This is a genomic window from Bacillus sp. ISL-75, from assembly GCF_018613095.1.
In genome coordinates this window covers 115,234-128,508 of the sequence record NZ_JAGGQX010000020.1, presented here as the reverse complement: position 1 = coordinate 128,508, position 13,275 = coordinate 115,234, and the positions used below count along the sequence as shown (strand labels likewise).

The 13,275-nt window shown below is 39.3% G+C and carries 9 protein-coding genes; 1 reads left to right on the top strand and 8 read right to left on the bottom strand.

Annotated elements, in window-relative coordinates; all coding sequences use genetic code 11:
- Positions 1-47: 47 nt before the first annotated feature.
- From galT to J7E63_RS09800, 3 genes are read right to left on the bottom strand one after another with little or no spacing between them, the layout of a single operon-like run.
- Complete coding sequence (galT, locus tag J7E63_RS09810) at positions 48-1,532, bottom strand: UDP-glucose--hexose-1-phosphate uridylyltransferase (RefSeq protein ID WP_215011575.1); 1,485 nt, start codon at positions 1,530-1,532, stop codon at positions 48-50.
- An 11-nt stretch (positions 1,533-1,543) separates the two neighbouring features.
- Positions 1,544-2,533 (bottom strand): UDP-glucose 4-epimerase GalE, encoded by a 990-nt coding sequence (gene galE, locus J7E63_RS09805; protein ID WP_215011477.1) that lies wholly within the window; start codon positions 2,531-2,533, stop codon positions 1,544-1,546.
- The gene (locus J7E63_RS09800) at positions 2,534-3,715 is read right to left on the bottom strand and encodes a galactokinase (RefSeq protein WP_215011475.1); all 1,182 of its coding nucleotides are present in this window, start codon (positions 3,713-3,715) and stop codon (positions 2,534-2,536) included.
- Positions 3,716-4,219: 504 nt separating this feature from the next.
- Here J7E63_RS09800 and J7E63_RS09795 point away from each other — a divergent pair.
- Positions 4,220-5,407, top strand: coding sequence for an ROK family transcriptional regulator (locus J7E63_RS09795; protein WP_251033454.1), 1,188 nt, complete (start codon positions 4,220-4,222; stop codon positions 5,405-5,407).
- Positions 5,408-5,557: 150 nt separating this feature from the next.
- Here J7E63_RS09795 and J7E63_RS09790 read toward each other — a convergent pair whose 3' ends face one another.
- The 5 genes from J7E63_RS09790 to J7E63_RS09770 all read right to left on the bottom strand — a co-directional run bounded on the left by J7E63_RS09790 (position 5,558) and on the right by J7E63_RS09770 (position 13,023).
- On the bottom strand, positions 5,558-7,366 hold the full coding sequence (locus tag J7E63_RS09790; RefSeq protein ID WP_215011471.1) for a glycoside hydrolase family 2 protein: 1,809 nt from the start codon (positions 7,364-7,366) through the stop codon (positions 5,558-5,560).
- Between the two features lie 31 nt (positions 7,367-7,397).
- Positions 7,398-8,228: a carbohydrate ABC transporter permease gene (locus tag J7E63_RS09785; RefSeq protein ID WP_308161934.1), complete on the bottom strand. Its 831-nt coding sequence runs from the start codon at positions 8,226-8,228 to the stop codon at positions 7,398-7,400.
- Positions 8,229-8,234: 6 nt separating this feature from the next.
- A complete protein-coding gene (locus J7E63_RS09780) occupies positions 8,235-9,125 on the bottom strand; it encodes a carbohydrate ABC transporter permease (RefSeq protein WP_215011469.1) in 891 nt (296 codons plus the stop codon).
- A gap of 84 nt (positions 9,126-9,209) precedes the next feature.
- A complete protein-coding gene (locus tag J7E63_RS09775; RefSeq protein ID WP_215011467.1) occupies positions 9,210-10,481 on the bottom strand; it encodes an ABC transporter substrate-binding protein in 1,272 nt (423 codons plus the stop codon).
- A gap of 298 nt (positions 10,482-10,779) precedes the next feature.
- Positions 10,780-13,023 (bottom strand): alpha-galactosidase, encoded by a 2,244-nt coding sequence (locus J7E63_RS09770; RefSeq protein WP_215011465.1) that lies wholly within the window; start codon positions 13,021-13,023, stop codon positions 10,780-10,782.
- Positions 13,024-13,275: the final 252 nt, after the last annotated feature.

Sequence of the window (13,275 nt, the reverse complement as noted above, 5' to 3'; positions counted from 1 at the left end):
CTTTTTAGAAACTAGAGCTATTCACAAAGTTCTGGGCCGATTATGTTTTATAAAGTACTGATAAACCGCTGGAACCCAGCTGCACCCACTTCATTTCGCTTAAACACACCTGCATCCTCCAAGCACCTTAAAAACTTCTTTCCTACTTCTTCTCTTACCAGACCATCCACATTCGCTTCATTGGCAATAGCTTGATAGCGTGCTTTTAACGCTTCCGCCCAGTCCAAATGATAGTCTGCTACTGCCGATGATCGACCTAGGATATAATTTTTCACTTCTACTAGTTCATCCTTTAACCGTGCTGGTAAAACCGCTAGCCCCATCACTTCAATTAGGCCAATATTTTCCTTCTTAATATGATGTACATCGGCGTGAGGATGGAAAATGCCAAGCGGATGCTCATTACTCGTTCGGTTGTTACGCAGAACCAAATCCAGTTCAAATGCATCCCCATTTTTACGTGCAATTGGTGTAATTGTATTGTGCGGTGTTTCGCCAGTCCTCGCCTCAATTCCTAAACCTTCATCACTGTACTTTTTCCATTTGTCTAAAATATGTGATCCGGCTTCAACGAGCGTACTAATTTGATCGGAACGCAGGCGAATAACGGACATAGGCCATTTAACAACCGCACACTCTACATCCGGATATCCGGCCATTTTAAATGTCCAGTCATCCCCTGCCTTCGCCATCGCAAATTGATAATTCCCGCCTTGATAATGATCATGGGATAAAATCGAGCCCCCTACAATCGGCAGGTCCGCATTAGAGCCAACAAAATAATGTGGAAATTGCTCAACAAAGCTTAATAGCCGTAAGAATGTCGTTGGACTAATAACCATTTCGGTATGTTTTTCTGCTAACACGATACAATGCTCGTTGTAATAGACATATGGTGAATACTGCAAGTACCATGTGTTTTCTAATAGATTTACACGAATCATGCGGTGATTGGAGCGGGCAGGGTGCCCGATTCTTCCCGCATATCCCTCATTCTCCACACAAAGCAAGCATTTCGGATAGTCCATTTGCTTCACCGACCGCTCGAATTCAATACTTTTGGGATCCTTTTCTGGTTTGGATAGATTAATGGTAATATCAAGTTCACCATATTCTGTAGTGGTTTTATAGTCAATATTATTGCGAATACGTTTCATCTGAATGTAGTTGCTATTTTTACTTAACTCATAAAAATACTGTGTTGCTGCTTTTGGATCCTGTTTATATTTTCCATAAAAAAGCTGATTAACAGCTGATGGCCGAGCGATGAAACAGTTCATAATTTTACTTGAAAAAATCTCTTTTTCATCAAATAATTCTTCAATAATCCCTTGATTGCAGGCATAATCTACAATTAAATCGAGTAAATCAGGGATATCAAAGTTACTTTCCCCTGCTGCGTCCACTTCCTTAAACTCCGTTAGATGGAGAAGTGATAATATTTGATTGCGCGCATAGATTTCATCTTCCCGCTCAATTACTTGAGTGGCAATTGCTTGATTGATTAATTGTTGTATTAGTTGATAAATCATCATGTTCACCTCTATTTCTGATATCCATTCGGGTGGTGCTGATGCCAGTTCCAGGCATTGCTAATCATTTGATGAATCGATGTTCTCGTTGGATTCCATCCCAATATCTTTTTTGCTTTTTCCGAAGAAGCAATTAATGTACTTGGGTCTCCAGCTCTTCGTTCACCGATTCTTACCGGGATATCAATTCCTGTAACCTCTTTAGCTGTCTCAACAATTTCTTTTACCGAGAATCCTTGACTTGAGCCAAGATTGAAATGATTACTCTCCCCGCCATTTTGTAGATAACGGAGGGCTAATATATGGGCATCAATTAAGTCTTCTACATGAATATAATCACGAACACAAGTACCATCTGCTGTATCATAATCTTCCCCAAATATCGTAACGGCAGGTCTTATGCCTAATGCTGCTTCTAATACAACAGGGATGAGATGCGTTTCTGGGTTATGGTCTTCGCCAATTTGTCCGTCGCTTCTTGCCGAAGCAACGTTAAAATAGCGAAGGGAAACATAGTGAAGATCAAAGGCTTTTTCGCACCAAGCCATCATTTTTTCCATCGCTAGCTTGGTTTCGCCATAGGTATTCGTTGGAATGGTTGCCGCATCCTCTGTAATCGGTACAACTTTCTGCTCTCCATAAACAGCTGCTGTCGAAGAAAAAACGATGTGCTTGACGCCAAATTCCTTCATCATTTCAAGGACAACTTGTGTTCCGTAAACGTTGTTATCAAAGTATTTTAACGGTTCAACCATGGATTCCCCGACAAGGGAATTGGCGGCAAAATGCAAAATCGCTTCAATGTTTTCTTTTTCAAAAACAGAGCGCATAAACTCACGACTGCGGATATCCCCTTCATAAAAGCTTGCCTTTGGATGAATTGCATCGCTATGGCCTGTTTGCAAATTATCAATCACAACCACCGGAAACCCCTGATCAATCAACTGATAAACAGCGTGCGAACCGACATAGCCCGCACCACCTAATACAAGGATACTCATTTAGATCGCCGCCTCCATTTGAATTTCTTTTGCCCCGTCACCAATGCTCGCTGCATAAAATTCTGCTTTGTAGCCAATTTTCTCGAGATAGACTGCCCCAACATTTGTAATAAAGTTTTCAACCTCGTCATTTTCTACAATCGCGATGGCACAACCGCCGAATCCTGCACCAGTCATCCGCGCTCCAAGAACTCCTGGTTGATTCCAAGCAGCTTCTACTAAACTATCAAGCTCCACTCCAGTCACTTCATAATCATCCCGTAAGGATACGTGTGATTGGTTAATCAATTGTCCAAATGCCTCTAAATTTCCGGCTTTAAGCTCTTCTAGAGCCTTAATTGTTCGCACGTTTTCATAGACAGCGTGCTTTGCTCGTTTGCGGACCGTTTCATTGGTAATTAGGTCTTGATTTTCATCAAATTCCGCTTCTGATAACTGACCAAGAGCCACAATCGGAAGTTTTTGTTGCAGTTGCGCTAGCGCCTCTTCACATTCTCCTCTTCGCTCATTGTATTTCGAATCAGCTAATTCCCTGCGCTTATTCGTATTCATGATTAAAATTTTGTAGTCATCAAGGTGAATGGGTGCGTATTCATAGCTAAGAGTCTGGCAATCTAGTAAAATTCCAGCATCCTTCTTCCCCATTCCAATTGCAAACTGGTCCATGATGCCGCTGTTCACACCAATAAATTCATTCTCTACCTTCTTGCCAAGCTTGATGAGATCAAGTCGAGGAATTTCTAATTCAAACAGGCCGTTTACTAGCACTCCGGTTAAAAGTTCAATGGAGGCTGACGAAGAAAGTCCTGCGCCATTCGGGATATTGCCTTGAATGGCACAATCAAATCCCGTTGGAATTTCATATCCCGCCTCGAGCATGTAACGAATCATCCCTTTCGGATAGTTGGCCCAATTGTGTTCTTTCTGATAATCTAGTTCGTTTAAGTTAAATTCGATGATTCCTTTTTCAGGGAAGTTCGTTGAGTATAGACGAATCACTTGGTCTTCCCGCTTCCTTGCTACAGCGTAGGTACCGTAGGTAATCGCACATGGAAACACATGACCGCCATTATAATCGGTATGCTCGCCAATTAAATTAATCCTTCCAGGAGCAAAAAAGGCTTTTCTAGGTAAAATATGAAACATATCTAAAAATACTTTATTAAGTGTGGTAACGTTCATTACAAATTCCTCCTGAAGTCATGTGTCTTGTAAGTTAACTGATTTAATTTAATTTAATTTTACTCTCCTTAGTAAAAATTTTCAATATTTTTACTAAAATTTTAACTAAAAAATATTGAAAATAGCTCAGGAATTTAGTTCATGCACTATCACTGTTCTTTTTATCTTAATAATCGCTTACTTTGAACAATCAACGCAGTAGAATTGCTGGCAACCTTCCTATTTTCCCCTCATCCTTACAATTATTTTTTGAAAGAAGCCGGTTATATTTAACATTCTTACTTTATATTTTTCTAAGGAATGTTCACCCATTATCTCTTCGCCTGTAATCAGGTAAATACTAACGGTTCAAACGCGGGAGTATTTGTGCTAAACTTGATAGTAATTCTAAAAAAGAAATAGATAAATAATCCCTATTTAAACAAATGCTTAATGGTATTAAAGCTAAATAAAAAGGCGTGATGTATTTTGAGTTTCGACCCCAAAACTGGAAGTTTCGAAAAAATGAAGTTACTTAATCAATCTACCGTTTTAAACATGATTCGATTAAGAGAACCGATTTCAAGAGCAGAAATTGCCAAATTAACAAAATTAACTCCACCAACCGTCAGTTCATTGGTTAGTGAATTGATTGAGAAAAATCTTATAGTAGAGGAACAATCAACGAGCGCAACATCAGGCGGGAGAAAGCCGATTCTGCTCCGGATAAATTACTCTGCTTATTATATAATCGGAGTCTACGCCGCAGCGGAGGTTTTGCGCGTTATTTTAACCACTATGGACGGAAAGATTGTAACCGATTTCAGTAAGGATATTACTGAACTTCCAACTAAATCCGAATTTATGGACATGATCATAGAGTGCATCCATAATGTCCTACAAAATAAACATATAGACATAGATTTAATCCTTGGCATTGGTATTGCCATGCATGGGCTTGTTGATTCTGAAAAAGGCTTGGCCATCTATTCTCCACACTTACATTTGGAAAATATACCTCTGAAAGAAAGGATAGAAAAAGAATTCAATATCCCTGTTATTGTAGAAAATGATGTTCGAGCATTAGCAAATGCAGAAAGTTGGTTTGGGCAAGGTCAAGGGGTCTCAGATTTTATCTGTCTTAGTGTGGGACGAGGGATTGGTTCTGGAATCTTTATTAATAACGAGATTTATAAAAGCTCTTTTTATACAGCAGGAGAAATCGGACATACTATTTTAGATGTGCATGGCCCCCTATGCGAGTGCGGTAATAATGGATGTTTAGAGGCTTATGCATCTGAAACTGCCATCTTAAAAAAAGCTAAGGAAGAACTTAAAAATGATAACGGTACAATCCTTAAAGAATGGTTGAAAGATAGCAGTAATGAACTCTCCTTAATCATGATCTATAAAGCCGCTAAGGAGGGGGATCGCTTTGCTATTTTGCTATTAGAAGAAGCCGGACAATCCCTTGGATTAGCCGCAGCTAATATGATTAATATACTTAAGCCTTCGAAATTAATCGTAGAAGGCAGTATCTTCGAAGTAGGAGATTTTGTTTTATCTCAACTAAAAAAAAGGATAGAGAAATATACTTTTAAACGTTCTCATGAAGAAATTAGTGTGGTTTGTTCCGAATTAGGGAAAACTGGTATGGTATTGGGAGCTGTGACCTTAGTTTTAAAGAAACTATTTAAAACGGATGGTCAATAAAAAAAGAGTTGGATCAAATGATTCAACTCTTTTCTTGTTTAATTTGTAAATGTGTATTTAGTTACTGAATAGTATACCGTAGAAAAGATCGCTGCTCACTATATGAATGATTAGCTCAAACGATCTTTTTAGAAAGGATTTAATTATTGTTTAGCGTTTTACAATATTAGAATGCCACATATCATTGATTTCTCTTATTTTTGACAACTCACATTTCGGTTCTCTGTTATAGGATAATAATCCGTTAATTTCTTGCTCTACATCTGTTAACTGTGTATAACAATAGCCGTGTAGGGCTTTGGAGGCATAGACCGCTTCCATTACTCGGCGATAATCTGCAATAAACTCGTGTTCATCCTTCACAGATGTATAGCCCCAACCGTTATCTTCACCAACTTTGAACCCAATGCCACCGAATTCAGTTAACAGGATTGGTTCACCTTTGTGTTCAAATCCATCAGCATAAATTCCTCGATTCGCTGGTTTAGATTCTAAAAGATTTTCTTTAGTTGATAAGGATTCTTTAAATGCTTCATATTTTGCTTTTTCATCGTTTGAACCGTGATTATAGTTGTGAATCGCACAAATATCCGTCTCTGTAAGTTCCCAGCCATCATTCGATATCACTAAACGGCTTGGGTCAAGGGAATGAATAAGATGATACATCGCTAAAGAATGGTGCTGCTGCTGTTTATTTGCTTTAATAAAAGGCACTCCCCAGCTTTCGTTTACAGGAACCCAAGCGACGATAGATGGGTGATTGTAATCCCGTTCAATAATTTCAATCCATTCATTTGTTAATCGAGAAGCTGCATCCTCACTGTAGGATGGAAATGCTGCACATTCTCCCCAAACCAAGAATCCTAATTTGTCTGCCCAATAAAGGAAACGAGGATCCTCGACTTTTTGATGCTTTCTGCAGCCATTGAAGCCCATTTCAAGAGCTAATTCAATATCCTTTTTCAAATCTTCATCCGTTGGAGCCGTTAATAACCCTTCCGGCCAATAGCCTTGGTCAAGAACTAGTTTTTGATAATACGGCTTGTTATTTAAATAAACCATTCCATTTTCAATATGGACCTTTCTCATACCGAAATAGGATTCTACCTCGTCTAAAATTACCTGATTTTCCTCATCATTTAACGTGAATCTGATATCAAATAAATTGGGATTTTCCGGTGACCAATTCCAGCCCATATGGTGGAATGAAGTTCTGAAGATTTGGCGATTATATAAGTTAATGGAACGCTTATTATACGTTTCAAATACCTCGATTGTATCCTTTACTACCTTTTGACCTTGAAAACTAATTTCAATGTCTGCTTTTGTGTTAATAAACTCACCTGAGACCTCGAATTCGACAATAATATCTCCACGATCAATATCTGGTGTTAATCTTAATTTAGATACATGTGTTGAACTAACCGGCTCAAGCCAAACTGTTTGCCAAATCCCTGTCGTCCTTGTGTACCAGATAGAGTCAGATTGTTCAATCCAGAATTGCTTTCCTCTTGGAATGGTCTCATCTGTGGACGGATCTTCTACTCTTACAACAACCTTCTCGTTACCCCAGGTTAAATAATCGGTAATATCGATTGAGAAGGACACGTTACCACCTTCATGAAAACTCACATATTGGCCATTTATATAGACCCAGGCACGGTAATCTACTGCCCCAAAATGAAGAACTACCCGCTGATTATTCCAATCTTGAGGTACCGTGAATTCTCGGTAATACCAAACATAATCATGGAACGTGGGATCATTAATTCCGCTTAACTTTGTCTGATAGGCAAAGGGAACATTGATTTTTCGATCAAATCGATTTTCTGCTTGAAACCATTTTTCTTTTAATCCAACATTTTTATCATCAAAAGCGAAGTCCCATTCGCCATTTAAATTTACCCAATCTTTTCTAACCAATTGAGGTCTTGGATATTCATTACGGGGTACTGACATGTTATTCTCATTCCTTCCTGAAAAAATAATCCTATTTAATTCCTGATTGATTCACGCCTTTGATAAAGGAACGTTGACCAATGATAAACAATAATACGGCTGGTATGGTTGCAATCGATGTTAATGCCATCAACCTGCCTGGTGACGAAACAAAACTTCCTTGCTGCATGATAGCAATACCGGTTGTGATAGTTCTCATTTCTGGAGAATTTGTAGTTACAAGTGGCCATAAGAAGTCATTATATATACCCATAAAAGTAAAAATAGCTAATGTCCAAATAACTGGCCGTGCCGATGGTAGAACGATTTTTACAAATACCTGCCATTTATTTGCACCGTCTAGAAAGGCCGCTTCTTCCAGTTCTTTTGGAAAGCCGCGGAAATATTGATATAGAAGAAAGACACCAAATGCATTTGCGGAATAGGGAAGAATTAATACTGCATAAGTATCTAAAAGACCTAACTTATTAAACTCCATATATAATGGTAAGAACGTAATGACCCATGGAATCGTTAACGAGCCTATAAAAATGCTAATAAGCAATTTTTTAAATGGAACATCTAAACGGGCCAGACCATATGCGGCTAGTGTGTCTACAACAAGAACAATTAGTGTCCCAACAATCCCAACAAAAAGGGAGTTGCCCATCCATTGTAAGACCGGTGTATCTGAATTTCCTGCTAAGCTATACTGATAATTTTCAAGAGTAAACACTTTCGGAATCCATTTTAAGCCAGCAGTAAATGCTTCCTGATCAGTTTTAAAGGAAGTAGCCAGCATCCATAAAATTGGAACGATAAAAATCAAGCCAACAATGATCGCAAGGATAACAATGAAGATTTTAAACGGTGTTTTTTGCACGCTGAACTACTCCTTTCGATTGGTGATTCGGAATTGCAATATTGAGATAACGATCATAATCAGAGCCATAAGTAATGACATGGCGGCCGCATTCCCTAATTGCCGCTGCTTAAAGGCTTCATCCACAATATTCATTAAAAGAACTTTCGTTGAAGTCCCTGGACCGCCCCGTGTCATTAAATAGGGTTGACCGTATATATTAAAAGAGGCAATCGTTGATGTAATAACGACAAACAGCATGGTAGGTTTAATACTAGGTAACGTGATGTGCACAAATCGCTGCCAGCGATTGGCGCCATCAAGAGAACCCGCTTCATATAGTTCCTCCGAAACATCATTCAGTGCATTGATAAAAATAACCATGTTAAAACCAATCGTCCACCATAAAGTCGCGATAGCGAGTGAAATCCAGGCCCACGGCATATCTGTTAACCATGGAATTAATGGTAGATTCATCTTTTGTAAATATTGATTAATCAACCCACTGTTTGTATCAAGTATCCATAACCAAATAATGGCAACGACGGAAACAGAAACAGAATAGGGAATAAAGTAAACCGTACGAAAAAAACCTTTGAATTTACCTGGTAGTGCATTTACTAACAATGCTAAACCCAATCCAACCACAACCAATAAAGGAACACTATAAACAACGAATTGGAAAGTGTTTTTAAGACCCTCGAAAAAAAGATCATTAAGATAAGAATTAGAGTCAAAGACTTTTGAATAATTCTTAAATCCTACAAATTCATGGACAGGGTTTAATAAATCCCAGTTATGCAAACTTATCCATGCCCCGTAACCAATAGGAATTAAAAGAAAAACAACAAATAGCAGCAAGTAAGGAAGAACAAAAAGACTTGAAGTCAATTGTGATTTCCAGCTTGTATTTCTCATTTACCTTCCTCCTTTCGAAAACTTACTAGTTTAAAAATAAGAGACGAACAGGTAATACATCCTACCGTCCGCCTCCTTTAATGATTACTTATTCAATACTTGTTCTGCCTTTTTATCCGCATCATCCAATGCTTTTTGCGGGTCCTTCTTGCCTAGAAGAGCAAGGTTTACTTCAGCCCATAATGGGTCTGACAATTGACCCCAGTTGGCAACGACAGGAGCAAACTTAGCATATTCAAATTCTTGAGCTACGATCGGCTGTTGTTTCATACTTTTAAATTCTTCACTTTGTTCATAGATCGCTTTTGAAGCTGGTGCTTGTCCAGATTTAGCCCACTCCATTGTGTTTCCAGCAACATATTTTAAAAAATCAGTAATACCATCTAATTTTTTTGAATCTGTTACAGTAGCAGGAATTACGAAATTGTGTCCATTCGCATAAACCGCTTGTTGTTTAGTGCCTAATTGCGGTACTGGAGCAACACCATAGTTTATACCAGCCTTATCCCACTGTTCCATCATCCATGGACCATTTAGATGCATAGCGTTTTTACCTTGCAAGAATAATGTTACTTCACCATCTTGTTGAACATTTGCAGGAGAAACTTTTTCTTTTTGAATCAAATCGCGATAGAAGGTTAACGCTTCAACCGCTTCTGGGCTGTTGTAATTTGGCTTGCCATCCTTCATTAACTCTCCGCCATTTTGGAATAAAATAGTTGGGAAAATGAACTGGTTTGGCCATAGTGTTGGTACAACAAAACCATATTGATTCTTAGTAGAATCTGTTAGCTTTTTAGCAGCTGCTAGGAACTCTGCACGATTTGTCGGTGCCTTTTCGGGGTCTAAACCGGCTGCTTTAAATAAATCTTTGTTATAGTACATAACTAATGGATGAATATCCAAAGGAATAGAATAGTGCTTACCACCAATATCGCTAGCCCTCCAAGCAGTTTCAGAATAATCTTCCGACTTAACACCTGCTTTTTCAACTGTACCAGTTAAATCTTTTAATAAGTTCTTATCTGCATAATTTTTAAGCTGGTCAGTATGCATAATCAATACATCTGGCGCATTTTTTTGACCAGAGAATGCAAGGTCAACGGTTTTATAATAGTCAGATTGTGGGACAATTTGGAGATCCACTTGATACTTAGATTGAGATTTATTGTAGTTTTCAACAATCGTCTTCATACGTGGACCATCCGCACCAGAGAAAGGTGCCCAATAAGTAATTTTTTCCCCTTTTCCGCCATCTGAATTATCTGTGTCCTTCGCGCTTGTACACCCTGCCAATGATCCAAGTGCTAAAGCAGCTGTTAAAGCAATACCAAGCCATTTCTTTTTCTTAACCATTTTTATCCCCCTTAGGTAAAAAATATAGGTTACTTCTAGGATGAGGAAATGTATTCAAACTATACTTTCCTCGTTAGTTAATTAAGTTAATTTACTTTCTGTATTTATCATAATCTTGTAAGCGCTTTTTGTCAATTAGGTATTTTGGGAGTTTTTGATTTTGAGATAAAATTTGATTAACGTTATTACAAAAAAAGGCCTCGGTCCAGTACCGAGGCCATCTGCTAGCAGCAAAGGCATTTTATTAACCTTTGCCAAATTATAGGTTGTAGTTCATTTCATATTGTCACTATTGATTTTAATTCAATTTGGTCTCTGTACTTCTTAAATAGAAAACCTGTGACTGGAAGTCTCCCCCGCGTTCAAAATTCCCGCCATTTACACCATTAAACTCCGTTGGAAGCTGCAGCCCCACAGTCATTAGTTCATCACCATAATATGTCTGCTCGCTCCCAGTCACCTTATAGGCTTTTGACTCATCTAATCCACTAAGACGAAGCGTTTGCTGCTTCTTAGGATTCGGCGTCGCCAATACCTTATACCAGCCAATCAAGGCTTCCGATTGGTCTTGGCTCACGACCATCCACGCGGTTTCATTATTGGAAAACGGACTCAATAGGCGATAAAAGTGACCATCGCGCATCAACGCACGATGCTTTTTATAAAAAGCAACCTGCTCTTTAATTTCTGCACGCTCTTCTTCGGTTAATTTCACTGGATCTAATTCATAGCCAAAGGTTCCAAAGTAAGCAGTATTTGCCCTTATTGATAACGGTGTCGTCCGCAATGTTTGGTGATTCGGAACAGCCGACACATGAGATCCCATGCTGTAAACTGGATAGGCGAAGGAGGTACCGTATTGGATTTTTAGCCGTTCAATCGCATCCGTATCATCACTTGTCCATGCTTGCGGTGCATAATACATCATCCCTGGGTCGAATCTTCCCCCGCCTCCTGCACAAGATTCAAACAACACATGCGGGAATTCACGTGTTAACCGTTCATAGAGATCATAAACCCCTAAAATATAGCGATGGAAGAACTCGCCTTGCTGATGAACGGCTAGTTTTTGTGAGAATGCTTCGGTAATGTTCCGATTCATATCCCATTTAATATAAGCAAGGCTTGTTTTTTTAATAATATCGGACATTTTTTCATAAAGATAATCAACAATTTCTGGTCTTGAAAAGTCAAGAACCAGCTGATTACGTCCCAATGTATAGTGCTGACCTGGGACACCAACGGCCCAATCAGGATGCTCGCTAAATAATTCACTGTTTGGACTGATCATCTCCGGCTCAAACCATAACCCAAATTTCATACCAGTCGCAGATATTTTCTGGGCTAAGCTTTCTAAGCCACCCGGAAGTTTATCTAAGTCCACATGCCAATCTCCAAGAGAGGAGGTATCATCGTTCCGTTTTCCAAACCAGCCATCATCGAGGACAAGCAGCTCGATTCCTAATTCACTTGCTGATTTCGCAATATTGACGAGTTTCTCCTCAGTAAAATCAAAGTAGGTTGCTTCCCAGTTATTAATCAAAATCGGACGCACGGCCTTCTTCCATTGCGCTTGAATCAGGTGCTCGCGATAAAGACTATGAAAGGCCTGGCTCATCCCATTTAAACCTTGATCGGAATACACCATTACTACTTCCGGGGTTTGGAAGGACACGTTCGGCTTTAGATTCCACTTGAAGCCAAACGGATGAATCCCAACCATAAGTCTTGCTGTGTCGTAATGATCTACTTCTATTTGCATCAAAAAGTTACTGCTATATATAAAATTAAAGCCATATACCTCACCTGTATGTTCCGTCGCCTCCGGACGCTTTAGTGCCAAGAACGGATTATGGTGGTGTGAGCTTGCACCACGCAGACTGGAAATCGACTGAATGCCTGTTTCCAGTATTCTCTCTTTCACATGACGCTCCCGTGACCATGCACCCGCTAAGTGAGTAAATAAAAAATCTTTATCCGGAAGGTCAAGCGATGCTGCCATTAATCGATCAATAATCAATTCCACTTGACTTTCATTTTTCAAGGAAGCACTTCTCGTTATTACAGGCATATCACGGAATATTGTATAATTTAACGTCAATTCTGCTTGGAGGAATTCATCCTTTAAGATAATTTGAAGTGTACTAGCGTCCTGATTGTCTTCTGTATAGGTTGCCGGCAGACCTTCAAGACAAGGCTTTCCGTCTACCAGTTGATACGAATCATATTTGAAATTAGGAACATGATTAGCCGTCGTTTTGCTCACACTTATTGCCGGTTCGCGAAAATCAGAATTTCCGTAGGCAGGGTATTCTTGACGGAGCGTTTCCAAACCAAAAGCAGGATCCTCTGCATACACGTGTGTAGTAGCCCCTGTCGGCACATCATACGTCTGCAAGTGAGAAAAATCTTCTCTGTGGTGCAATGCCTTTCCATAATAAAGATGGCCTAATTGTCCATTTTTCATCACGTGAAAAATATAACTAACTTGGCCATTTGTTAAATGAAACTGTCTGTCCTCTTGATTAACATGAATAAGCATAACCTTCTCCTTCACAAAATTGGTTTGTTTTAGACATATTCTTTTTACTTATAGTCTCTATTAAACTTGGTTGTTGATTTCCGCTCCAGGCACTGCGCTTTCCGCGGGCGGTCCGGGGAGCCTCCTCGTCGCTTCGCTTCTACGGGGTCTCCTGCCCCGTCCTCCCGCAGGAGTCTTCGTGCCTTCCGCTACAATCAACTTGTGTATAAAATTTTTACAAAGCTTACTTGAAAGGAAAGAGCCTGACAATAT